General features: G+C 70.6%; 23 protein-coding genes. 3 read left to right on the plus strand and 20 right to left on the minus strand.

Annotation, left to right across the window (positions count from 1 at the left end; genetic code table 11):
• Positions 1-72: 72 nt before the first annotated feature.
• Positions 73-639, minus strand: coding sequence for a bifunctional pyr operon transcriptional regulator/uracil phosphoribosyltransferase PyrR (gene pyrR / locus IE255_RS21335; protein ID WP_190051958.1), 567 nt, complete (start codon positions 637-639; stop codon positions 73-75).
• Between the two features lie 266 nt (positions 640-905).
• On the opposite strand from pyrR, the gene bldD reads away from it, so the two are divergent.
• Positions 906-1,409, plus strand: coding sequence for a transcriptional regulator BldD (bldD, locus tag IE255_RS21340; RefSeq protein WP_010046440.1), 504 nt, complete (start codon positions 906-908; stop codon positions 1,407-1,409).
• A gap of 164 nt (positions 1,410-1,573) precedes the next feature.
• Here bldD and nusB read toward each other — a convergent pair whose 3' ends face one another.
• From nusB to IE255_RS21435, 19 genes are all read right to left on the minus strand, one after another.
• On the minus strand, positions 1,574-2,008 hold the full coding sequence (gene nusB / locus IE255_RS21345; RefSeq protein ID WP_190051959.1) for a transcription antitermination factor NusB: 435 nt from the start codon (positions 2,006-2,008) through the stop codon (positions 1,574-1,576).
• 2 nt (positions 2,009-2,010) lie between these two features.
• Positions 2,011-2,577, minus strand: coding sequence for an elongation factor P (gene efp, locus IE255_RS21350; protein WP_059420847.1), 567 nt, complete (start codon positions 2,575-2,577; stop codon positions 2,011-2,013).
• 49 nt (positions 2,578-2,626) lie between these two features.
• Positions 2,627-3,736: an aminopeptidase P family protein gene (locus IE255_RS21355; protein WP_190051960.1), complete on the minus strand. Its 1,110-nt coding sequence runs from the start codon at positions 3,734-3,736 to the stop codon at positions 2,627-2,629.
• Between the two features lie 126 nt (positions 3,737-3,862).
• Entirely contained in the window at positions 3,863-4,726 is an 864-nt protein-coding gene (locus tag IE255_RS21360) for a Pro-rich N-terminal domain-containing protein (protein WP_190051961.1), read from the minus strand.
• 164 nt (positions 4,727-4,890) lie between these two features.
• On the minus strand, positions 4,891-5,982 hold the full coding sequence (aroB, locus tag IE255_RS21365) for a 3-dehydroquinate synthase (protein WP_190051962.1): 1,092 nt from the start codon (positions 5,980-5,982) through the stop codon (positions 4,891-4,893).
• Entirely contained in the window at positions 5,979-6,494 is a 516-nt protein-coding gene (locus IE255_RS21370) for a shikimate kinase (protein ID WP_190051963.1), read from the minus strand. Before IE255_RS21370 ends, aroB begins: the two co-directional genes overlap by 4 nt.
• A complete protein-coding gene (gene aroC / locus IE255_RS21375; protein WP_190051964.1) occupies positions 6,491-7,675 on the minus strand; it encodes a chorismate synthase in 1,185 nt (394 codons plus the stop codon). Before aroC ends, IE255_RS21370 begins: the two co-directional genes overlap by 4 nt.
• A 137-nt stretch (positions 7,676-7,812) precedes the next feature.
• Positions 7,813-8,217, minus strand: a complete 405-nt coding sequence (locus IE255_RS21380) for a hypothetical protein (RefSeq protein WP_190051965.1) — start codon at positions 8,215-8,217, stop codon at positions 7,813-7,815.
• Positions 8,218-8,268: 51 nt separating this feature from the next.
• Positions 8,269-9,096 carry a shikimate dehydrogenase gene (locus IE255_RS21385; RefSeq protein ID WP_190051966.1) on the minus strand — a complete coding sequence of 276 codons (828 nt, stop codon included), beginning with the start codon at positions 9,094-9,096 and terminating at the stop codon, positions 8,269-8,271.
• 11 nt (positions 9,097-9,107) lie between these two features.
• Positions 9,108-10,820, minus strand: a complete 1,713-nt coding sequence (mltG, locus tag IE255_RS21390) for an endolytic transglycosylase MltG (RefSeq protein ID WP_190051967.1) — start codon at positions 10,818-10,820, stop codon at positions 9,108-9,110.
• A gap of 121 nt (positions 10,821-10,941) precedes the next feature.
• The gene (gene ruvX / locus IE255_RS21395; protein ID WP_190051968.1) at positions 10,942-11,406 is read right to left on the minus strand and encodes a Holliday junction resolvase RuvX; all 465 of its coding nucleotides are present in this window, start codon (positions 11,404-11,406) and stop codon (positions 10,942-10,944) included.
• A 15-nt stretch (positions 11,407-11,421) separates the two neighbouring features.
• On the minus strand, positions 11,422-14,094 hold the full coding sequence (alaS, locus tag IE255_RS21400) for an alanine--tRNA ligase (protein ID WP_190051969.1): 2,673 nt from the start codon (positions 14,092-14,094) through the stop codon (positions 11,422-11,424).
• Positions 14,094-14,438 (minus strand): hypothetical protein, encoded by a 345-nt coding sequence (locus IE255_RS21405; RefSeq protein WP_190051970.1) that lies wholly within the window; start codon positions 14,436-14,438, stop codon positions 14,094-14,096. Before IE255_RS21405 ends, alaS begins: the two co-directional genes overlap by 1 nt.
• A 9-nt stretch (positions 14,439-14,447) precedes the next feature.
• Positions 14,448-14,879, minus strand: coding sequence for a DUF948 domain-containing protein (locus IE255_RS21410; protein ID WP_190051971.1), 432 nt, complete (start codon positions 14,877-14,879; stop codon positions 14,448-14,450).
• 184 nt (positions 14,880-15,063) lie between these two features.
• Positions 15,064-15,678, minus strand: a complete 615-nt coding sequence (rpsD, locus tag IE255_RS21415; RefSeq protein WP_010046470.1) for a 30S ribosomal protein S4 — start codon at positions 15,676-15,678, stop codon at positions 15,064-15,066.
• A 304-nt stretch (positions 15,679-15,982) separates the two neighbouring features.
• On the minus strand, positions 15,983-17,338 hold the full coding sequence (locus tag IE255_RS21420) for a replication-associated recombination protein A (protein ID WP_190051972.1): 1,356 nt from the start codon (positions 17,336-17,338) through the stop codon (positions 15,983-15,985).
• A gap of 56 nt (positions 17,339-17,394) precedes the next feature.
• Positions 17,395-18,051: a vitamin K epoxide reductase family protein gene (locus IE255_RS21425; protein WP_190051973.1), complete on the minus strand. Its 657-nt coding sequence runs from the start codon at positions 18,049-18,051 to the stop codon at positions 17,395-17,397.
• A 225-nt stretch (positions 18,052-18,276) separates the two neighbouring features.
• A complete protein-coding gene (gene hisS / locus IE255_RS21430) occupies positions 18,277-19,539 on the minus strand; it encodes a histidine--tRNA ligase (RefSeq protein ID WP_190051974.1) in 1,263 nt (420 codons plus the stop codon).
• 11 nt (positions 19,540-19,550) lie between these two features.
• Positions 19,551-20,258, minus strand: a complete 708-nt coding sequence (locus IE255_RS21435; RefSeq protein ID WP_190051975.1) for an MBL fold metallo-hydrolase — start codon at positions 20,256-20,258, stop codon at positions 19,551-19,553.
• A gap of 167 nt (positions 20,259-20,425) precedes the next feature.
• Between IE255_RS21435 and IE255_RS21440 the strand changes: the two genes are divergently transcribed.
• Together IE255_RS21440 and IE255_RS21445 are read left to right on the plus strand one after the other, a co-directional pair.
• Positions 20,426-21,271, plus strand: a complete 846-nt coding sequence (locus IE255_RS21440; RefSeq protein ID WP_190051976.1) for a peptidylprolyl isomerase — start codon at positions 20,426-20,428, stop codon at positions 21,269-21,271.
• Positions 21,272-21,406: 135 nt separating this feature from the next.
• Positions 21,407-22,636 carry a DUF349 domain-containing protein gene (locus tag IE255_RS21445; RefSeq protein WP_190051977.1) on the plus strand — a complete coding sequence of 410 codons (1,230 nt, stop codon included), beginning with the start codon at positions 21,407-21,409 and terminating at the stop codon, positions 22,634-22,636.
• The last annotated feature ends 29 nt before the right edge of the window (positions 22,637-22,665 follow it).

Consider the following 22,665-nt stretch of genomic DNA (forward strand, 5'->3'; position numbering starts at 1 on the left):
TGGAGAATTCGGGCAGACGGGCGCGCGGGGGCGCACTGAGCCGGTGTACGCCGACGGCGTACGCCCGAGGCGCTACTGGGCGGTCTGCTTGGCGCCGAGCAGCACGGTGTCGCGACCGTCCTCCTCGGCGAGCTGGACCTTGACCGTCTCCCGCAACGACGTGGGGAGGTTCTTGCCGACGTAGTCGGCGCGGATGGGCAGTTCGCGGTGACCGCGGTCGACGAGGACCGCGAGCTGCACCGCGCGGGGGCGCCCGATGTCGTTCAGGGCGTCGAGGGCGGCGCGGATGGTGCGGCCGGAGAAGAGCACGTCGTCGACGAGGACGACCAGCTTGCCGTCGATGCCGTCACCGGGGATCTCGGTGCGGGCCAGCGCACGCGGCGGGTGCATGCGCAGGTCGTCGCGGTACATGGTGATGTCGAGCGAGCCGCACGGAACCTTGCGCTCGGTGATCTGCTCGAGCTTGTCGGCGATCCGCCGGGCGAGGAAGACGCCCCGGGTGGGAATGCCGAGGAGCACCACGTCGTCGGCGCCCTTGGCGCGTTCGACGATCTCGTGGGCGATGCGGGTCAGGACCCGCGCGATGTCAGGGCCCTCCAGTACGGGCCGGGCATCGGACTGCGTGTCGTGCTTGTCCATACGAAACGGACCTCCTTCTCCGCCTCACGGGACGGACCTTAAAGGACGTCGGGATTGCGCCATCCACGGTAGCAGGCCCTCGCTGTCACCCGGACGGCCCCCTTGGATCACCCACTCGGCCTAACCGAGTGCCGATACCACGGAAGAGTCGGTGCGGACCATTCGGCTTGACGCGGCAGAGTAACGCTGCGTAACCTCACAGTGAGTTACCAGCCGCGCGGCCTGGCACCCACGCCAGACGCGTCGACACAGTGCCGGGGAGCTATATGTCCAGCGAATACGCCAAACAGCTCGGGGCCAAGCTCCGGGCGATCCGCACCCAGCAGGGCCTTTCCCTCCACGGTGTCGAGGAGAAGTCCCAGGGACGCTGGAAGGCGGTCGTGGTCGGTTCGTACGAGCGCGGTGACCGCGCCGTGACCGTGCAGCGCCTCGCCGAACTGGCGGATTTCTACGGCGTTCCCGTGCAGGAGCTGCTCCCGGGCACCACCCCGGGCGGCGCCGCCGAGCCGCCGCCGAAGCTGGTTCTGGACCTGGAGCGGCTGGCCACGGTACCCGCCGAGAAGGCGGGCCCCCTCCAGCGCTACGCGGCCACGATCCAGTCGCAGCGCGGTGACTACAACGGCAAGGTGCTCTCGATCCGCCAGGACGACCTGCGCACACTCGCCGTCATCTACGACCAGTCGCCGTCGGTGCTCACCGAGCAGCTGATCAGCTGGGGCGTCCTGGACGCGGACGCGCGCCGCGCGGTGGCGACCCACGAGGAGGGCTGACCGCTCCGGGGGGACAGCAGAAACGTGCCGCCGGGGTGGCCGAAACCATATGGTTTCGGCCACCCCGGCGGCGTTGTGAGGGCCTGGCAGCCCTCGAACGTAGGGGATGCCGGAGGGCCCGCAGCAGTCGCGCTGCGGGCCCTCCGGCATTCCGTCTGTCTGTCTCAGACCTCGTCGCGGCGCAGCGAGGGCTTGAGCTCCTTCAGCCGGCCGAGCAGGCCGTTCACGAACGAGGGCGACTCGTCCGTGGAGAACTCCTTCGCCAGCTGCACCATCTCGTCGAGGACGACGGCGTCCGGGGTCGCGTCGACCCAGATCAGCTCGTAGGCACCGAGACGCAGGATGTTGCGGTCGACGACCGGCATCCGGTCGAGCGTCCAGCCGACCGAGTACTGGGCGAGCAGCTCGTCGATGCGCTTCGCGTGCTGCGCGTAGCCCTCGACCAGCTCCATCGTGTACTCGCTCACCGGCGGCTGCCGGGTGTCCGTCCGGGAGAGGCGGACCCAGTCCGCGAGGACCGTCTGGACGTCGGCGCCGCGCTGGTCGCCCTCGAAGAGGATCTGGAAGGCGCGCTTGCGGGCCGTGTTGCGGGCAGCCACGGTTAGCTGTTCACCCGGCCGAGGTAGTCGCTGGTGCGGGTGTCGACCTTGATCTTCTCACCGGTGGTGATGAAGAGCGGGACCTGGATCTGGTGGCCGGTCTCCAGCGTGGCGGGCTTGGTGCCGCCGGTGGAGCGGTCGCCCTGGACGCCCGGCTCGGTCTCCTGGACGGTCAGCTCGACGGCGGCGGGCAGCTCGACGAAGAGCACCTCGCCCTCGTGCTGGGCGACCGTGGCCGTGAAGCCCTCGACGAGGAAGTTGGCGGCGTCGCCGACGGCCTTGCGGTCGACCATGAGCTGGTCGTAGGTCTCCATGTCCATGAAGACGAAGTAGTCGCCGTCCATGTAGGAGAACTGCATGTCGCGCTTGTCGACGGTGGCCGTTTCGACCTTGACGCCGGCGTTGAAGGTCTTGTCGACGACCTTGCCGGAGAGCACGTTCTTGAGCTTGGTGCGCACGAAGGCCGGGCCCTTGCCGGGCTTGACGTGCTGGAACTCGACGACGGACCAGAGCTGGCCGCCTTCGAGCTTGAGCACCATGCCGTTCTTGAGGTCGTTCGTGGAAGCCACGGTTGCGGAATCTCCTGGACTGACGTACGACCCCGGGGCACGCACCTGCCTACAGGGCGAGCAGCTCCTTGGTCGTGATGGTGAGTAGCTCGGGTCCGCCGTCCGCCTCGGGGCGGACGACGAGCGTGTCATCGATCCGGACGCCGCCCCGGCCCGGGAGGTGGACCCCGGGTTCGACGGTGACCGGCACGCAAGCGTCCAGTTTACCCATGGCCGCGGGACTCAACTGAGGGTCCTCGTCGATTTCGAGCCCCACACCGTGTCCGGTCAGGGCGGTGAGGCCCTCCGTGTACCCCGCGGAGTCCAGGACCTGGCGGGCCGAGCGGTCGACGTCCCGGCAGGCGGCGCCGGGTACCAGGCTCTCACGTCCGGCCCGCTGGGCGGCGAAGACCAGGTCGTACAGCTCGATCTGCCAGTCCGCGGGAGCGGTGCCGATGACGAAGGTACGGCCGATCTCGCAGCGGTAGCCGCGGTACGTCGCGCCGAGGCAGACGGAGAGGAAGTCGCCCTCCTCCACGCGGCGGTCGGTGGGGCGGTGGCCGGGGCGGCCGGCGTTGGGCCCGGTGCCGACGGCGGTCGGGAAGGCGGGCCCGTCGGCCCCGTGATCGACCAGGCGTCTCTCCAGCTCCAGGGCGAGATGGCGCTCGGTGCGGCCGACGAGGATGGACTCCAGCAGTTCGCCGAGGGCCTGGTCGGCGATCTCGGCGCCGATGCGGAGGCAGGAGATCTCCTCCTCGTCCTTGACGACCCTGAGCTGCTCGACCGCGCTGCCGAGGTTGGCCAGGCGCAGCCGGGGGGCGACCGAGCCGAGGGCTTTGTGCCGGGCCACGGTGAGGTGGTGCTCCTCCACGGCGAGGGAGTCGGCGCCCTGGCCGTCGGCGATGCCGGCTGCCGCGACGGCCGGGTCACCGCCGCCGGGTCCGGGCAGGGTCTGTACGCGCAGGGCCTCGTCGGGGCGCTCCTGCGTGGGGCGGTCCGCGGACGAGCCGGGGCACAGCAGGAGGTCCTCGGTCTTGCCCAGAAGCAGGACGGCGCCGTGCGGGGCGGCGCCCGCGAGATAGCGCACGTTGGCGGGGCGGGAGACCAGCGCCGCCGCGCTGCCGCCCGCGTTGCAGTATTCCCTCAGACGCGTCCGGCGGGCCGCGTACACCTCTGACATGACCCGAGCGTATGAGCTCCGCGGGTTCGGCGCCGGTCGGGAGAGGCCGAGTGGGGCAGCCGGGGGTCTGTCGTCCGCGAGCCGGTGGGGGCTGGTCGCGCAGTTCCCCGCGCCCCTAGGGCGCGGCTACCACTGCGGCGGACTCGCGATCGACCTGGCCAGGACGTCGTCCAGTACGCGCGACGTCTCCGGGACGTCCAGCTGCGAGTTGTCGATGATCGGCAGGCCCGAGCCGTACCAGCCGGCCATGCGGCCGTGGATGCGGGCGACCTCCTCGTCCGACAGCCGCCGGTTGCCCGAGCGCTGCGCGTTGCGTTCCAGGACGATGTCCAGCCCGGGCAGGAGCACGACCGGCAGCAGGCCGGGGCCGACGTGGCGCTTCCAGCCGCCGAGGCCGACCACGGGGCGGTCGGGGAAGACCGCGTCGTCGAGGATGCACGAGATGCCGTTGGCGAGGAAGTTCCGCGCGGCGAAACCGCAGGTGCGGCGGGCCAGGCGGTACTGCGCCTCCGAGTTGTCGTTCCACCCGGACTGGGGGTCGGCGAAGCCGGAGCGGACCCACTCGCGTACGTCGTCGAGGCTGATGTGGGCGGTGGGGACCCGGCGGTGGTCCGCCCAGTACTTGGCGACGCTGGTCTTGCCCGCGCCCGCGGGGCCGATGAGCAGCACCGCGAGCGTCGTACCGGCCGGGTCGGGGGCGGCCGTGGCGGGCGGGGCGCTCGGCATGGCGACCGGGCCGCCCGGCGGCAGCGGCACATGGCCGGTGGTCTCCGGCGCGGGAGGCAGGTTGCCCTGCGGCGGGGGCGAGGCCGGGCCGGGCGGCGGCGCGGGGTACCCCGGCGCCGGGGGCGGCGGGGGCACGGGCGCGGAGCCCTGGTGCGCGCCCGGGTGGTGCGGACCCGGGTGGTGTGCGGCCGGCGACCAGCCGGCGGCCGGTCCGTGCCCCGGCTGGTGGGGCGGCGGCAGCGGAGAACCCACTGCGTGCTGCATCCGGTGCCACTCCGTCTCGTACAGGCGATGGGCGCTGACAGCGGGGGCGGAACCCGCTGCTACCGAACGGTACCGCCCCCGGTCGTCGTTGTGTGAACGGCCGGGGGCGGTCCGAAGTGCCCGGCCCCGTAAGGCCATTTCGGGCGGATGGCGCGCCGGGGGATCTACTGCCCGACTTCGCCGTACGCGGCGAGCAGCACGGCCGGGTCGGGTCCCTCCAGGACGGTGGGCTTGGCCAGACCGTCGAGGACGATGAAGCGCAACAGGTCGCCGCGGGACTTCTTGTCGACCTTCATGGTCTCCAGCAGCTTGGGCCACTGGTCGTGGCGGTAGTACAGGGGCAGCCCGACCGATTCGAGGATCGTGCGGTGGCGGTCGGCCGTGGCGTCGTCCAGTCGCCCTGCCAGGCGGCCGAGTTCGGCGGCGAAGTGCATGCCGACCGAGACCGCGGCGCCATGGCGCCACTTGTAGCGCTCGTTCTTCTCGATGGCGTGGCCGAGCGTGTGGCCGTAGTTGAGGATCTCGCGCAGGCCCGACTCCTTCAGGTCGGACGACACCACGTCGGCCTTCACCCGGATGGAGCGCTCGATCAGCTCGGCGGTGTGCGGACCGGCCGGGGTGCGCGCCGCCTCGGGGTCGGACTCGATGAGGTCCAGGATCACCGGGTCGGCGATGAAGCCGGCCTTGATGACCTCGGCGAGCCCGGAGACGTAGTCGTTGACCGGGAGGGAGTCCAGCGCGGCCAGGTCGCAGAGCACGCCGGCGGGCGGGTGGAAGACGCCCACCAGGTTCTTGCCCTCGGCGGTGTTGATGCCGGTCTTGCCGCCCACGGCCGCGTCGACCATGGCGAGCACCGTGGTGGGGATCGCGATCCAGCGGACCCCGCGCAGCCAGGTGGCGGCCACGAACCCGGCCAGGTCCGTGGTGGCGCCGCCGCCGACACCGACGATGACGTCCGTGCGCGTGAACCCGGACTGGCCGAGCGCCTTCCAGCAGTAGGCGGCGACCTCGGCGGTCTTGGCCTCCTCAGCGTTGGGCACCTGGACGGCGACCGCCTCGTAGCCCTGCTCGGCCAGGTCGGCACGGAGCGCCTCGCCGGTCTCGGCCAGCGCCTCGGGGTGGATCACCGCGACCCGCTTGGTCTTGTCGCCGAGCAACCCGCCCAGTTCACCCAGGAGCTGGCGGCCCACCAGGACCTCGTACGGCTCGGTGCCCGCCGTGCCGCCGACCTGGATGCGCGTCACTGCCTCAGTCATGCGTCCTTCAACTCCAGTGCGTCCAAGGCCACTTGGGTGACCTCTTCGGGCGTACGGCCGTCAGTGGCGACGACGGCCGTGGCGACCTCCTCGTACAGGTGCCGGCGGGCCTCCATCAGCTCGCGCCACTGCTTGCGCGGGTTGACGGCGAGCAGCGGGCGGGCCGCGTTGAGGCCGGTGCGCCTGACCGCCTCCTCGACGTCCATCGACAGGTACACCACCCGCCGCCCGGCGAGCAGCGCGCGGGTGTCGGCGTCGAGGATCGCGCCGCCGCCGAGCGCCAGCACTCCGTCGTGCTCGGCGAGCGCGTCGCGTACGGCCGTCTTCTCGATCGCCCGGAAGGCCGGCTCGCCCTCGTCGACGAAGATCTCGGCGATGGTCCTGCCCTGCGCGGCGACGATGTCGTCGTCGGTGTCCCGGTAGGTCACGCCGAGCCGCTCGGCCAGCAGCCGCCCGACGGTGGACTTGCCCACGCCCATCGGACCGACCAGGACGACCAGCGGCGCGCTCATCGGATGGCGAGGTTGTCGAGGTACGAGGTCACGTTGCGGCGGGTCTCGGTCACCGAGTCGCCGCCGAACTTCTCCGCCACCGCGTCCGCGAGCACGAGCGCCACCATGGCCTCGGCGACGATGCCGGCGGCCGGGACCGCGGACACGTCCGAGCGCTGGTGGTGGGCCTGCGCCGCCTCGCCGGTGGTGACGTCCACGGTCTGCAGGGCGCGCGGCACGGTCGCGATCGGCTTCATCGCGGCGCGCACCCGCAGCAGCTCACCGGTGGTCAGGCCGCCCTCGGTGCCGCCGGAGCGGCCGGAGGTACGCCGGATACCGTCGTCGGTCTTCACGATCTCGTCGTGCGCCTGGGAGCCGGGCACCCGTGCCAGTTCGAAGCCGTCGCCGATCTCGACGCCCTTGATCGCCTGGATGCCCATGAGGGCGCCGGCCAGCCGGGCGTCCAGCTTGCGGTCCCAGTGCACGTGCGAGCCGAGGCCGACCGGCACGCCGTACGCCAGGATCTCGACCACGCCACCGAGGGTGTCGCCGTCCTTGTGGGCCTGGTCGATCTCGGCGACCATCGCCTTCGACGCGTCCGCGTCCAGGCAGCGCACGGGGTCCGCGTCCAGCTTCTCCACGTCGGCCGGTGTCGGGTACACGCCCTGCGGCGCCTTCGCCGAGGCCAGCTCCACGACATGGCTGACGATCTCGATGCCGGTCGTCTCCTTGAGGTACGACCGGGCCACCGCGCCCAGGGCCACGCGCGCGGCGGTCTCACGGGCGGAGGCCCGCTCCAGGATCGGCCGGGCCTCGTCGAAGCCGTACTTCTGCATGCCGGCGAGGTCGGCGTGGCCGGGGCGCGGGCGGGTCAGCGGGGCGTTGCGGGCCAGGCCGGCGAGGATCTCCGGATCGACCGGGTCGGCCGCCATGACCTGCTCCCACTTCGGCCACTCGGTGTTGCCCACCATGATCGCCACCGGGGAGCCGAGGGTGCGGCCGTGCCGGACGCCGCCGAGGAAGGTGACCTCGTCCCGTTCGAACTTCATCCGGGCACCGCGTCCATAGCCCAGGCGCCGCCTCGCGAGATGGTCCGCCACCATGTCCGTGGTGATCGGCACGCCGGCGGGCAGACCCTCCAGCGTCGCGACGAGTGCGGGACCGTGGGACTCCCCCGCGGTCAGCCAGCGCAACCTGCTCAACGGTGCTCCTCAGTGCTCGCGCCCGTACTGCTGCGTACGCGCGTCCTCGCGTACGGCGACGGCCTGACCGGGTGCGCGGCCCGGTCCGCCACCTCCGATCCTCCCACGTCCGGGCCGTCTGTCCGGCGGGCGGTCCATCAAGCGGACGCGTTCGCGGACGGACCGTCGCCCTGACGCTGCTGCGGCGCGTACGCCCCCAGGAAGTCGGCACCGCTCGGCTGCTGCGCGGGCTGAGCCTGCTGCGGCGCGTACGCGCCGAGGAAGTCCGCCCCACTGGCCTGCTGCTGATTCTGCTGCGGGGCGTACTCCCCCAGGTAGTCCGCACCGCGCCCCTGCCCGTACTGCGCTGCCGCGTGGACGGGCTGCCCGCCGCGGACGGCGCGCCGGTGGGCGATCCTGCGCTTGATCTTCACGACCCAGGACGCGACGACGGCGAGCATGATCAGGGCGAGCACCGTGATCTGCACCCAGTCGGGCAGGAACCACAGCAGGGACTCGAATATCTGGGACTTGACGGACGCCTGAGGCAGACCTGCGGACATGACGGACTTTCCCCTCCCTTGTTCCGCCCCCTGCGGAACCGAGAGCGGATCCTATCCGTCGGCGAGAGCGCGCTCGCCCGCTTTTCGCATGGCGTCCAGGGGCGCCGGGGCCAGCCCCGTCATCTGCTCGACCTGGAGCACGGCCTGGTGCACCAGCAGGTCGAGGCCGCTGACGACGGCACCGCCGTACGCCGACCAGCGCGCCGCGAGGACCGTCGGCCAGGGGTCGTACAGCACGTCGAAGAGGGCCGCCGGCCGTTCCGGCACGGACCGGGCGAGGGCGTCGGTGACACCGGCCGGCGTGGTGCTGATCACCAGGGGCGCGCGCAGGGCCTGCTCGGCGTCCGCCCAGTCGGCGATGCGCACCGAGACGCCCAGCCGCTCGGCCCACTGCCGCATCTCGGCGGCCCGGGCCTCGCTGCGCACGTACACGGCGATCTCGCCCGGGCAGATCCGGGCCAGCGCGGCCAGCGCGGAGGAGGCGGTGGCGCCCGCGCCGAGGATCGCGGCGGCCTCGACCTTGTCGACGCCGTGCTCGCGCAGCGCCGCGACGATGCCGGGGATGTCGGTGTTGTCACCGGTCCGGCGGCCGTCCTCGGTGAAGACGACGGTGTTGACGGCGTCTACCGAGGCCGCGGTCTCGCTGATCTCGTCGAGCAGCGGGATCACGGCCCGTTTCAGCGGCATGGTCAGCGACAGCCCGGCCCACTCGGCTCCGAGCGTCTCGAAGAAGCCGGGCAGGCCGGCCTCGTCGACCTCGAACCTGTCGTACGTCCAGCCCGTCAGCCCCAACTCCTGGTAGGCGGTGCGGTGCAGGACCGGGGAGAGCGAGTGGGCGATCGGGGAGCCGAGTACGGCGGCCCGGCGTGGTGCGGCCATCAGGGTTGTCCTCAGTTGTTCCGCGAGGCGTTGAACTGGTCGACCAGCTTCTGGTGTTCGGCGTTCGTCTTCGTGAACTTGCTGGTCTTGCCGTCGAGCGAGATGAAGTAGTACCAGCCGTCGTCCGTCGGGTTGAGGGCGCCCTTGACCGCGTCCTCGCCCGGGTTGTCGATCGGACCGGGCGGCAGCCCCTTGTGGAAGTACGTGTTGTAGGGGTTGTCGTAGTTCCGCAGTTCGCTCAGGCTCAGGTCGATCTTGCTCTGGTTCTTGATGTAGTTGTACGTGGAGTCGAACTCCAGCATGCCGTTGGTCTGCGGGTTCCCGGGCTTCATACGGTTGTAGACGACCTCGGCCATCTTGCGGAAGTCGCTGTGGCTCGTGCCCTCGGCCTGCACCAGGCTGGCGACGGTGACGAGCTGCCAGGGGTCTTCGAGTCCGAGGCTCTCGGCCTTCTTCTCGACCCCGAGCTTGTCGTACGTCTCGGTGGCCCGCTGGACCATGGACTTCAGGACGTCCTCGGGCTTCTGGCCTTCGCTCACGCCGTAGCTGGAGGGGAAGAGGAAGCCTTCCAGCGGGTCCTTGACGTTCGGGTGGTTCTGCGCCCAGGCGGGCAGGCCGAGCTTCTTGTAGTCCTTCTTGGCGACCTCGGCGGTGGTGCCCTCCTTGACCTCCAGCCGCTTGTCGATGAGCCGGTAGATGTCGGCGTTGCGCTTGCCCTCGGCGATGATCAGGTTGTCCCGGCTGTCCGGGCTGAGCATCAGTTCGACCGCACTGTCGGCCGACATTTGCTTTTGCAGCGTGTACACGCCGTCCTGGATCGTCCTGCCCTCGGGATTGCCGGCCTGGGCCGAGACGAAGGCGTCGACGCTCTTGACGACGCCGGCGGCCTTCAGCACCCGGCCGATCGTGTAGCCGTCCGCGCCCTTGGGGATCTCGACGGACACCTGCTGCCCGTTGCCGTCGCCCGCGAAGTCCGGGGCGTCGCCGAAACGATCCTGGTAGAACTGGTAGCCGAAGTAGCCGACGCCGGCGATGCCGCCGCCGAAGACCAGGACGACCACCAGGCAGGCCATGCCGTTGCGGCGCTTCTTGGGCTTGCCGCCGCGTCCGCGCTTGTCGTCGCGGCTGCGGCGGTCCCTCGGCTCGTCGCCGTCGTCATCGTCGTCCCCGCCCGCGAAGAAGGCGTGTTCGCCCTGGTCGGGCCCGGGGTCCCAGTCGGTCTCCGGCTCGGGCTCGGGTTCGGCCCGCCGCCGGCCGGGCGGCTCCGGGGGCGGATACGCGTCGGGCGTGCCGTAGTAGTCGGGCTGGCCCGCGCCGTACGCGCCGCTCTGCTGCCCGTACGGGTCGGCGGGGTCGCCGGGGTACGAGACCTGCTGGTGCGCGTCGGTGGCCCAGCCGCCGTTGTCGTACTGCTGCTGGTGGTACCCCTGCGCCTGCTGCTGGTGGTCGCCCTGCCCCGGGTACTGCTGGTGCCCGTGGGCCTGTGCCGCGTACTGCTGGTCGTACTGGTACTGCTGCTGCGCCTGACCGTATCCGGCCTGCTCGCCGGTGCCCCAGTCGCCGTACTGCGGCTGCTGCGGCTGCTCTGGATAGTGCTGCGGCTGGCCGCCGTAGGGGGACTGCGGGCCCGTCTCGGCCTGCTGCCCTCCCCATCCGCCGTCCCCGTACAACGGGTCCTCCGGATGCCACGGTTCGGAGCCTTGGCCCCGGCCATACTCAGTCATCGATCCCCTAGAGCCGCGAGGCGGCGGTCACGCGGCTTCCGGCTCGGCTCCCGTCCCGCCTCTTGCTGTGCGGCGGCTGTTCGAATGCCGCCGCATCGCGCGGAACGTTACCGTATCGCGATCAGATGACCACTTCGACGCCTTCGCCGGGTGCTTTACCTGACACCCGTTCGGATTCAAGCGCCTGTTGCAGGATGACCACGGCTGCCGCCTGGTCGATGACGGACCGCCCCTTCTTGGACTTCACGCCCGAAGCGCGCAGTCCCTGACTGGCCGTCACCGTCGTCATGCGTTCATCCAGGAGTCTCACCGGAACCGGGGCGATCATGCGCGCCAGTTCCTGGACGAAGCCGCGGACCTTGACGGCGGCCGGGCCCTCGCCGCCCTTGAGGGAGCGCGGGAGACCGGCGACCACCTCGATGGGCTCGTACTCCTCGACGAGTTGCTTCAACCGCCGCTGGGCTGCGGGGATGTCACGCCCCGGGACCGTCTCCACCGGGGTGGCGAGGATCCCGTCGGGGTCGCACGAGGCGACCCCGATGCGGGCGTCCCCGACGTCGATCGCGAGTCGACGTCCTCTGCGCATACTCTCGACCGTCTCTTACTTGGCCGTCTCGGCGACGAGTCGCTCGACGGCGTCGACGGCGTCGCCGATGGCGGCCGGGTTCTGGCCGCCGCCCTGGGCGACGTCCGGCTTGCCGCCACCGCCGCCGCCGAGGGTCTTGGCGGCCGTACGGACCAGGTCGCCGGCCTTCAGGCCGCGCTCGCGGGCGGCGTCGTTGGTGGCGATGACCGTCAGCGGCTTGCCGTTCGCCACCGTGAACAGGGCGACGACGGCGGCCCGTCCGCCCTGGATGCGTCCACGCACGTCGAGCACGAGCTTGCGCAGGTCGTCGGCGGTGGTGCCGTCGGGGACCTGGCCGGTCACGACAGCAACGCCACGGATGTCCTTGGCGGACTCGGCGAGGCCGGCGGCGGCCTGGAGGACCTTCTCGGCGCGGAACTTCTCGATCTCCTTCTCGGCGTCCTTCAGCTTGCCGAGCATGGCGGAGACCTTCTCCGGGAGCTCCTCCGGGCGACCCTTGATCAGCTCCTGGAGCTGGGCGACGACCGTGTGCTCCCGGGCGAGGAAGTTGTAGGCGTCCACGCCGACCAGGGCCTCGATACGGCGGACACCCGAGCCGATGGACGACTCGCCGAGCAGCTTCACCAGGCCGAGCTGGGCGGTGTTGTGCACGTGCGTGCCACCGCACAGCTCCTTGGAGAAGTCGCCGATGGTCACGACGCGCACGCGCTCGCCGTACTTCTCGCCGAACTCGGCGATGGCGCCCTGCTTCTTGGCCTCGTCGATGCCCATGACGTCGGCGCGCACGTCGAGGTCGCGGGCGAGCACCTCGTTGATCTTCTGCTCGACGTCGGTCATCACGGCCGTCGGGACGGCGGACGGGGAGCCGAAGTCGAAGCGGAAGCGGCCGGGCTGGTTCTCGGAACCGGCCTGGGCGGCCGTCGGGCCGAGGGCGTCGCGCAGGGCCTGGTGGGTCAGGTGCGTGGCCGAGTGGGCACGGGCGATGGCCTTGCGGCGGCGGTCGTCGATCGCGGCGTGGGCCTTGGCGCCGACGGTGACCTCGCCGACCTGGACGACGCCCTTGTGCACGTAGACGCCCGGGACCGGCTTCTGGCAGTCGCGGACCTCGATGACGGCACCGGAGTCGATCTTGATCTTGCCGGTGTCGCCGATCTGGCCGCCGCCCTCGGCGTAGAACGGGGTGCGGTCGAGGACGATCTCGACCTCGTCGCCCTCGGTGGCGGCCGGCGAGGAGATGCCGTCGACGAGGATGCCGACGATCGTGGACTCGCCCTCGGTGTCGGTGTAGCCGATGAAGTCGGTGGCCCCGGCCCGGTCGGCGATCTCGCGGTAGGCGCCGAGGTCGGCGTGGCCGGTCTTCTTGGCCTGGGCGTCGGCCTTGGCGCGCTCCCGCTGCTCCTTCATCAGGCGGCGGAAGCCCTCCTCGTCCACGGACAGCCCCTGCTCGGCGGCCATCTCCAGGGTGAGGTCGATCGGGAAGCCCCACGTGTCGTGGAGCAGGAAGGCCTTGTCGCCGGGCAGGACGGTGGAACCGGCTGCCTTGGTGTCGCTGACGGCGGTGTCGAGGATGTTGGTGCCGGCCTTCAGCGTCTTGAGGAAGGCGTTCTCCTCGGCGAGGGCGACCTTCTCGATCCGCTCGCGGTCGGTGATCAGCTCCGGGTACTGCTGCCCCATCATGCCGATGACGACGTCGATCAGGTCCTTGACCACCGGGCCGGTGGCGCCGAGCAGGCGCATGTTGCGGATGGCGCGGCGCATGATGCGGCGCAGCACGTAGCCGCGGCCCTCGTTGCCCGGGGTGACGCCGTCGCCGATGAGCATGGTGGCGGTGCGCATGTGGTCGGTGACCACGCGCAGGGAGACGTCCGAGGAGTGGGCGTCGCCGTAGCGGACGCCGGTCAGCTCGGTGGCCTTGTCGATGACGGCCATCGAGGTGTCGATCTCGTACATGTTCTGCACGCCCTGCAGAATCATGGCGAGGCGCTCGAGACCGAGGCCGGTGTCGATGTTCTTGCTGGGCAGGTCGCCGAGGATCTCGAAGTTGTCCTTGCCGGTGCCCTCGCCCCGCTCGTACTGCATGAAGACGAGGTTCCAGATCTCCACGTACCGCTCGTCGTTGACGGCGGGGCCGCCCTCGGCGCCGAACTCGGGGCCGCGGTCGTAGTTGATCTCGGAGCAGGGGCCGCACGGGCCGGGGACGCCCATGGACCAGTAGTTGTCCTTCATGCCGAGGCGCTGGATGCGCTCCTTCGGCACGCCGACGACCTCGTGCCAGATCCGCTCGGCCTCGTCGTCGTCCTTGTAGACGGTGATCCACAGCCGCTCGGGGTCGAGGCCGTAACCGCCCTTGTCCTGGGGGCTGGTGAGCAGCTCCCAGGCGAGCTCGATGGCGCCTTCCTTGAAGTAGTCGCCGAACGAGAAGTTGCCGCACATCTGGAAGAACGTGCCGTGCCGGGTGGTCTTGCCGACCTCTTCGATGTCCGGCGTGCGCACGCACTTCTGCACGCTGGTGGCGCGGCTGAAGGGCGGCTTGACCTCACCCAGGAAGTAGGGCTTGAAGGGCACCATGCCGGCCGGGACGAGGAGCAGAGTCGGGTCGTCCGCGATGAGCGACGCCGAAGGGACGACGGTGTGACCGCGCTCCTCGAAGAAGCTCAACCAGCGGCGGCGGATCTCAGCCGACTCCATCAGTGGTCCTCATTCCGGTTGTACGAGTACGTCGTCCTGTCGACGTACTTCGGGTTGCTGCGGTTCTCGATGGCGGCGTACCGCCGGGGTGCGGGGAGTTCGGGGTTCTCGTTGATCCCGAGGGCGTCGCCCAGCTCGGCCTCCCGCACGGCCATGTTGTCCCGGACCTCGAGCGCGAAGTCCACCGCGCGGTCCTTGAGACGGTGACCGGCCTCGATCGCCTTGTTCCCGGCGGCTCTGGCGAGGCTCTCCGGGGTCAGCTGCTTGAGCTTGCGGTTGACCTTGGTGGTGGCCCACACACCGGCGGCGACGCCCGTGGTGAACCAGAAGGTACGGCGGAACATCGCTGGCTCTCAGTCCCTCTTCCCTCGGGAGCTGCGCCGAGAGACCGTGCGGCCCACGATCACGGTACGCCTCGACGCCTTGGCGGGCACGTCCTCCTTGCGGCCGCCGAGGGCCCGGCGCACGCCGTAGCCGAAGGCCGCGACCTTGACCAGGGGGCCGCCGAAGGTGGAGGCGACGGTGGTCGACAGCGCGGAGGCGTTCGACGTGACCTCCTGGACGTCGGAGGCGATCGCGTCGACCCGGTCGATCTGGGTCTGCGCGGAGCGCACCGCCGCGGAGGCGTCGGCCAGCAGCGGGACGGCCTGGTCGGTCACGTCCGCCACGAGCTTGGTGGTCGCCCTGAGCGTCTGGGCCAGCCTCGCCAGCGCGACGGCGAGGAAGGAGACCAGGATCGCCCAGAAGACGGCCACCAGGATTCCGGCCACCTCTCCACCGGACACTGTGCACCCGCTCCCTGAAACGTGCCTGAACATCGAAAAAGTCGTGCGACGAGCCTATCGCGCCGGGGGTGGCGCTCCGTACCGGATTACCCGCCGGGGGCTGGTCAATCGCGAAAGCCCGCCGCCTCGCCCGCCCGGAGGGGCGGGGAGACGACGGGCTGAAGTACCGCGTGCCTGCCGGAAATCAGCGGGCGTAGTACTCGACGACGAGCTGCTCGTCGCAGATCACCGGGATCTCCTTGCGGTTCGGCTCGCGGTCCAGGCGGAACGCCAGGGCCTTGAGGTTCACCTGGAGGTAGCGCGGGGTCTCGCCGTCGGGGGCGAAGCCACCCTCACGGGCGATCGTGAAGAGCGTCTTCTCCTTGGAGCGCTCGCGGACCTGCACGACGTCGTCCGGGCGGACACGGAAGGAGGGCTTGTCGACCTTCTTGCCGTTGACCGCGATGTGGCCGTGGACGACCATCTGGCGGGCCTGGTAGATCGTGCGGGCGATGCCCGAACGCAGGACCAGGGCGTCGAGACGGCGCTCCAGCTCGATGATCAGGGCCTCACCGGTCTTGCCCTGGACCTTGGAGGCACGCTCGTAGGCGCGGACGAGCTGGCGCTCGGACACGTCGTACTGCGCGCGCAGACGCTGCTTCTCGAGCAGACGGACCTTGTAGTCCGAGTTCTGCTTGCGGCCACGGCCGTGCTCACCCGGCGGGTAGGGACGGGCCTCGAAGTACTTGACGGCCTTCGGGGTCAGCGCGATGCCGAGGGCACGCGACTTCTTGACCTTGGGGCGGGACTGGTTCGCCACTGCTTTCTCATTTCCTGGATTCGGCTTGTCAGGGTTGAGGGAGGTCGCATCCGCAGCCGGGGAAACCCGCCTCGGTCCTGGTGAACCTCGGTGGGCAGCCGCTCCCCTGGTCTGGGCACATACGTGCAGCACGCGAGTGGCCCACCGACCGGTCCCCTCGTACGAGGGGTGGTGGTGGGCTGCCCGCGACACCGTTCGACGGTGCGCGACGCTCCTGGAGCCGGTCCCGGAGGATCCGGACTCCGGCCGACTGTCCCGTTCTGACTGCACGGGACGCGGCACTCCGGCCAAGTTTACAGGGTGCTCAGGACCGCTTTCGACCGAGGTTCTTGCGGGTCCACTCGACCGCGTCCGCGTAGCGGGCCTCCGCGCCGTGCCGGGTCGGCTCGTAGTACTCGCGGTCCTTGAGGGCGTCCGGGGCGTACTGCTGGGCGGCGATGCCCTCGGGCAGGTCGTGCGGGTAGACGTAGCCCTGGCCGTGGCCGAGCTTGGTGGCGCCCTTGTAGTGGCTGTCGCGCAGGTGCGCGGGGACGGGTCCGGCCAGGCCCTTGCGGACGTCGTCCAGGGCGGCGCCGATCGCGGTGGTCGCGGCGTTGGACTTGGGGGCCAGGGCGAGGGCGATGGTGGCGTGGCTGAGGGTGAGGGCGGCCTCGGGGAAGCCGATCATGGCGACGGCCTGGGCGGCGGCGACCGCGATCGGCAGCGCGTTCGGGTCGGCGAGGCCGATGTCCTCGCTGGCGGAGATCATCAGGCGCCGGGCGATGAAGCGGGGGTCCTCGCCGGCCTCGATCATCCGGGCCAGGTAGTGCAGGGCGGCGTCGACGTCCGAGCCGCGGATGGACTTGATCAGGGCGCTGGCCACGTCGTAGTGCTGGTCGCCGTCGCGGTCGTACTTCACGGCGGCCCGGTCGACCGTCTCCTCCAGGGTGGTCAGCCCGATCTCCGTCTCGCCCTTGTCGAGGGCGGCTCCGGCGGCGGCCTCCAGGGCGGTCAGGGCGCGGCGGGCGTCGCCGCCGGCGATGCGCAGGAGGTGGCTCTCGGTCTCCTCTGGGAGGGTGACGGCGCCCTTGAGGCCGCGCTCGTCGGTGAGGGCGCGCCGGACGAGGCCCCTGATGTCGTCGTCCGTGAGGGGTTCGAGGGTGAGCAGCAGGGAGCGGGAGAGCAGGGGGGAGATCACCGAGAAGTACGGGTTCTCCGTCGTCGCCGCGATCAGCGTCACCCAGCGGTTCTCGACGGCCGGGAGCAGGGAGTCCTGCTGGGCCTTGCTGAAGCGGTGGATCTCGTCGAGGAAGAGGACGGTCTCCTTGCCGTAGCCGCCGGAGGCGCGGCGGGCGCCGTCGATGACCGCGCGGACCTCCTTGACGCCGGCGGTGATCGCGGACAGCTCCACGAAGCGGGCGTCGGTCGCCTTGGAGACGACGTAGGCCAGGGTGGTCTTGCCGGTGCCGGGCGGGCCCCACAGGAGCACCGAGGAGGGGCCGGCCGGGCCGGAGGCGCCCTCGCCGACCAGTCTGCGCAGGGGTGAGCCCGGCTTCAGCAGATGCCGCTGGCCCACGACCTCGTCGAGGGTGCGCGGGCGCATCCGCACCGCCAGGGGGCTGCTGGACGGTTCCTTCTCCTGGCGTTCTTCGGCTGCGGCGGTGAACAGGTCGGGCTCCACGTCAGAAACCCTAAATCACGGCACTGACAATCCGGCCGGGCCCCGGAGCGCCCCGGTCAGCTGGTCCAGAAGTCCCACCACCGGGTCAGGATCAGCATGCCGATGATGCCGATGTGCAGCACGGGCATGACCCAGGTGAACTCGCCGAAGAAGCCCTTGAGCCAGTTCGGGGCGGGCAGGAAGCCCTTGCGGATGTTGAACGACGTCACGTACCAGAACATGAGGATCGTGGCGACCCAGGCCAGGCAGCACCACAGGCACAGCGCGTTGATCCGGTACAGGGACTGGAACGTCAGCCAGGCGCAGAAGGCGACGCCGAACAGGCAGCCGGCGTTGAAGGTGAGCCAGTACCAGCGCGGGAAGCGGGCGCGGGCGAGCAGGCTCATGCCGACGCAGATGACGATGCCGTAGGCGACGAGGCCGAGCATCGGGTTCGGGAAGCCGAAGACGGCGGCCTGCTTGCTCTCCATGACGCTGCCGCAGGAGACCACGGGGTTGAGGCTGCACCCGGGGGTGAACGTCCTGCCCTCGACCTTGGCCTCGAGGAGCTTGAACTTGTCGATCGTGATGACCCACGCGGCGAGCAGTCCGGCCGCGCCGGTGATCACCAGCAGCAGGGCGAAGGCCCGGCTGCCGCCCTCCGCGCGGGGCGCGATCTCGGCGCGCTCCGGCTCGGGCTCCGTGGAGACGTCCCTGACTGTCGTCTTGCTCATCACGCCGATTCCGTCACTTGAGGCCTGAACATCTTCGGGCAGGGCCATTGTGCCGCACCGGCCCGTGTCTCCACCGTTCCCTGGGATAAGGACGACCGCACCGTCGCCCCTGGGGGTGTGTTTCGGCCGATGTCCCGTCGCACGGCAGCACAAGGGTGCGAACCGGCCCGGGGAACGGCGATGGCGCCGGGCCCCCGACGGGTGTCCGGCGCCTTCGACGGCGGCTCAGCCCAGCCGGGCTTCCAGTTCCGCCACGATCTCGTTCACGCCCACCGCCGTCTGCTCGCCCGACTCCATGTCCTTGAGCTGGACGACGCCCTCGGCGAGGTCGCGTTCGCCGGCGACGATCGTGTAGCGGGCGCCGCTGCGGTTGGCGTTCTTCATCGCGCCCTTGAGGCCCTTGCCGCCGTAGGAGAAGTCGGCCGCGATGCCGTTCTTGCGCAGCTCCGTGACCTTGGCGAACAGGACCCGGCGGGCCTCCTCGCCGAGCGGCACGGCGAACACGCTGGTGGTCAAGGGGAGTTCGAGTTCGACGCCCTCCGCCTCCAGCGCGAGGACCGTGCGGTCGACGCCGAGGGCCCAGCCGACGGACGGCAGCGCGGGGCCGCCGATCATCTCGGACAGGCCGTCGTAGCGGCCGCCGCCGCCCACCGCGGACTGCGAGCCGAGGCCGTCGTGGACGAACTCGAACGTCGTGCGGGTGTAGTAGTCGAGGCCGCGGACCAGCTTCGGGTCGTCCTCGAAGGCCACGCCCGCCGCCGTGATCAGCTCGCGGACCTCCTCGTGGTACGCCTTGCACGCGTCGCACAGGTAGTCGCGCAGCAGCGGGGCGTCCCCCAGCTGCTTCTGCACCGACTCGCGCTTGTCGTCCAGCACGCGCAGCGGGTTGATCTCCGCGCGGCGCAGGGTGTCCTCGTCCAGGTCCAGGCCGCGCAGGAACTCCTGGAGCGCCGTCCGGTACACCGGGCGGCACTCCTTGTCGCCCAGGCTGTTGAGCAGGATCCGGAAGTTGCTCAGGCCCAGCGAGCGGTACGCCTGGTCGGCCAGGATGATCAGCTCGGCGTCCAGCGCCGGGTCCTCCGCGCCGATCGCCTCGGCGCCGACCTGGGAGAAGTGGCGGTAGCGGCCCTTCTGGGGGCGCTCGTAGCGGTAGTACGAGCCGGAGTACCAGAGCTTGACCGGGAGGTTGCCCGCCTTGTGCAGGTTGGCCTCCAGCGCGGCGCGCAGCACCGAGGCCGTGCCCTCGGGGCGCAGGGCGAGCTGGTCGCCGCCCTTGGTCTCGAAGGCGTACATCTCCTTCGTCACGATGTCGGTGGACTCACCGACGCCGCGCGCGAAGAGCTCGACGTTCTCGAAGCCCGGCGTCTCGATGTAGCCGTAGCCGGAGTTGCGCAGCGGAGCGGCGATCGCCTCGCGGACGGCCAGGTACTTGGCGGAGTCCGGCGGGATCAGGTCGTACGTGCCCTTGGGGGCCTTGAAGGTGCTCACGGAAGGTCTCGTCACATTCCTCGTCGGGGAGCCTCGGAAGCTCCCTGGCCGGCGGCCACCTGCCGCAGATACGGGTTGGTGGCGCGCTCCTGGCCGATGGTCGTCTGGGGGCCGTGGCCGGACAGCACCACGGTCGAGTCGTCGAGCGGCAGGCACACGCGGGCCAGCGAGTCGAGCATCTCGGCCATGTCACCGCCGGGCAGGTCGGTGCGTCCGATGGAGCCGGCGAACAGCAGGTCGCCCGAGAACAGGATCGGCGGGATGTCCGCCGCCTCGGGCAGGCCGAAGGTCACCGACCCCTTGGTATGGCCCGGCGCGTGGGCGACGGACAGCTCCAGGCCCGCCAGCTCCAGCTTCGCCCCGTCGGCCAGCTCCTTGACGTCATCCGGCTCCCCGATGGTCAGCTCGCCCAGCAGCGGCATCCCGACGGAACGGCCGAGCGCCTTCTCGGGATCGTTCATCATGTACCGGTCGTCGGGGTGGATCCAGGCCGGCACGTCGTGCGCGCCGCACACCGGGACGACCGAGGCCACGTGGTCGAGGTGGCCGTGGGTGAGGACGACGGCGACGGGCTTGAGCCGATGCTTCCTGATCGTTTCCTCGACGCCGTCGGCGGCCTGATGGCCGGGGTCGATGATCACGCACTCCTCACCGGCGGCGGGGGCGACGAGGTAGCAGTTCGTCCCCCAGGCCCCGGCGGGGAACCCGGCAATGAGCACGATCGTCCTTCGTTGTGTCGATACGGGCGGCTGCGGCTGTCGTCAGAGCCTACCGGCGCTGCCGATTCCTCAGCGAACCCATATACGGTACGGGGCACACGCAGGCGGTCGGCGCACAGGCCCCACGCGTACCGGTCGACGTATCAGACGCATGAGGAGAGAACCCGGTGGTCAGCCAGGAACAGCGGCGGCGACAGCTCGCCCGTGAGAAGTACTTGCGGCAGCAGCAGCGACGCACCGATGCGCGACGCAAGGCCCGGATCCGCAACTCCGTGATCGCCTCCGTTCTCAGCGTGACGGTCGTGCTCGTCATCGGGGCCGTGTTGACCAAGCCGTTCGAGGACGACGGCAAGAAGGAGAACGCGGGCGCGGAGGTCACCCCGAGCGCCTCGCCCAGCAAGGCCCCGGACCCCTGCGAGAAGCCCGCCCCGGGCAAGGTCAAGTCGGAGACCTGGAAGAAGGAACCGGCCATGACCATCGACGAGTCGGCGAAGTACACGATGAGGCTCGACACGACCTGCGGCGAGATAGACATCGCGCTGAAGGCGTCGGCGGCCCCGCACACCGTCAACTCGTTCAACTTCCTCGCCGGCAAGGGCTACTTCGACCACAGCAAGTGCCACCGGCTCACCAACCAGGGCATCTACGTCCTCCAGTGCGGTGACCCGCAGGGCACCGGCATGGGCGGTCCCGGCTACACCATCCCGGACGAGAATCTCAAGGACAAGAGCCTCAAGGGCGGGATCTACCCGGCGGGCACGGTCGCGATGGCGAACCAGTACAACCCGCAGACGAAGCAGGGCCGCAACAGCGGCGGCAGCCAGTTCTTCCTCGTCTACCAGGACAGTCAGCTGCCGCCCGACTACACACCGTTCGGCACGGTGTCCGAGGCGGGCATGAAGGTCCTGAAGAAGATCGCCGAGGCCGGGGCCCAGGCCCCCGACCCTCAGACGGGCAACACCACGCCCAACGCGACGGTCGTGATCAACAAGGCCACGGTCACGAAATCCTGACCCTCAACTGCGTAATTTCGGTCGCGCGGGATGCGGACAGGCCCCCCGCCGGTCGCCTATGTTGGCCGTGACGAAACTGTGGACGATGCCTGGGGGAGCCGACGCCCCTCGCAGGCATCATGTGGAGGAGGCGCTGTGAGCAGCGACCCGTGGGGCCGCGTCGACGAGACGGGGACCGTGTACGTGCGTACGGCCGACGGCGAGCAGGTCGTCGGTTCCTGGCAGGCGGGCTCCCCCGAGGAGGCGCTGGCCTATTTCGAGCGCAAGTACGAGGGCCTGGTTGTCGAGATCGGCCTCCTCGAGAAGCGAGTGAAGACCACCGACCTGTCGGCGAAGGACGCCCAGGCCGCCATCGACCACATCCGGGAGCAGGTCGACGCGCATCACGCGGTGGGCGACCTGGACGCCCTGCGGGTTCGGCTGGACAAGCTCGTGGAGCTGGTGGAGGCCCGCCGCGAGGAGCGCAAGGCGCAGCGGGCGAAGCAGTCCGACGAGGCGCGCAAGGCCAAGGAGGCCCTGGTCGCCGAGGCGGAGGAGCTGTCGCGGTCCGACCAGTGGCGGGCGGCCGGTGAGCGGCTGCGGTCCCTGGTGGACACCTGGAAGGGCCTGCCGCGGCTGGACCGCAAGTCCGACGACGAGCTGTGGCACCGGTTCTCGCACGCCCGGTCGGCGTTCTCCAAGCGGCGCAAGCAGCACTTCGCGCAGCTCGACGCGCAGCGCGAGGAGGCCCGCCGCACGAAGGAGCGGCTGGTCGCCGAGGCCGAGGCGCTGTCGAGCTCGACGGACTGGGGTGCGACGGCCGCGCGCTACCGCGAGCTGATGACCGAGTGGAAGGCCGCGGGCCGCGCGCAGCGCGAGCACGAGGACGATCTGTGGAACCGCTTCCGCGGCGCCCAGGACGTCTTCTTCGCCGCGCGCAGCTCGGTCTTCGCGGAGCGGGACGCCGAGCAGGCGGAGAACCTGAAGCTCAAGGAGGAGCTGGCCGAGGAGGCCGAGAAGCTCCTGCCGATCACGGATCTGAAGGCGGCCCGGGCCGCGTTCCGGAACGTGAACGAGCGCTGGGAGGCCATCGGCCACGTGCCGCGCGACGCCCGGCCGAAGGTCGAGGGCCGGATGCATGCCGTGGAGCGGGCCATCCAGGAGGCCGAGGAGGCCGAGTGGCGCCGGACCAACCCGGAGGCACGCGCGCGTGCCGAGGGTCTGACCGGCCAGCTCCAGGCCGCCGTGGACAAGCTGAGGGGCCAGATCGAGCAGGCCCGCGCGCAGGGCAACAACGCCAGGGCCGACAAGCTCGAGCGTGAGCTCGAGGGCCGCCAGGCGCTGCTGGACCAGGCGCTGAAGGGCCTCCAGGAGTTCGGAGGCTGAGGCCTCCCACGTGAGAGGGGCTCCCGCAC

Origin of the sequence: Streptomyces lomondensis (genome assembly GCF_014651035.1) — a bacterium.
Taxonomy (GTDB): Bacteria; Actinomycetota; Actinomycetes; order Streptomycetales; family Streptomycetaceae; genus Streptomyces; species Streptomyces lomondensis.

Coding starts and splice junctions, on each gene's coding strand:
- pyrR (WP_190051958.1), bottom strand. CDS start 639: ATGGACAAGCACGACACGCAGTCCGATGCCCGGCCCGTACTGGAGGGC.
- bldD (WP_010046440.1), top strand. CDS start 906: ATGTCCAGCGAATACGCCAAACAGCTCGGGGCCAAGCTCCGGGCGATC.
- IE255_RS21355 (WP_190051960.1), bottom strand. CDS start 3,736: ATGTCAGAGGTGTACGCGGCCCGCCGGACGCGTCTGAGGGAATACTGC.
- IE255_RS21360 (WP_190051961.1), bottom strand. CDS start 4,726: ATGCAGCACGCAGTGGGTTCTCCGCTGCCGCCGCCCCACCAGCCGGGG.
- aroB (WP_190051962.1), bottom strand. CDS start 5,982: ATGACTGAGGCAGTGACGCGCATCCAGGTCGGCGGCACGGCGGGCACC.
- IE255_RS21370 (WP_190051963.1), bottom strand. CDS start 6,494: ATGAGCGCGCCGCTGGTCGTCCTGGTCGGTCCGATGGGCGTGGGCAAG.
- IE255_RS21380 (WP_190051965.1), bottom strand. CDS start 8,217: ATGTCCGCAGGTCTGCCTCAGGCGTCCGTCAAGTCCCAGATATTCGAG.
- IE255_RS21385 (WP_190051966.1), bottom strand. CDS start 9,096: ATGGCCGCACCACGCCGGGCCGCCGTACTCGGCTCCCCGATCGCCCAC.
- mltG (WP_190051967.1), bottom strand. CDS start 10,820: ATGACTGAGTATGGCCGGGGCCAAGGCTCCGAACCGTGGCATCCGGAG.
- ruvX (WP_190051968.1), bottom strand. CDS start 11,406: ATGCGCAGAGGACGTCGACTCGCGATCGACGTCGGGGACGCCCGCATC.
- alaS (WP_190051969.1), bottom strand. CDS start 14,094: ATGGAGTCGGCTGAGATCCGCCGCCGCTGGTTGAGCTTCTTCGAGGAG.
- IE255_RS21405 (WP_190051970.1), bottom strand. CDS start 14,438: ATGTTCCGCCGTACCTTCTGGTTCACCACGGGCGTCGCCGCCGGTGTG.
- IE255_RS21425 (WP_190051973.1), bottom strand. CDS start 18,051: ATGAGCAAGACGACAGTCAGGGACGTCTCCACGGAGCCCGAGCCGGAG.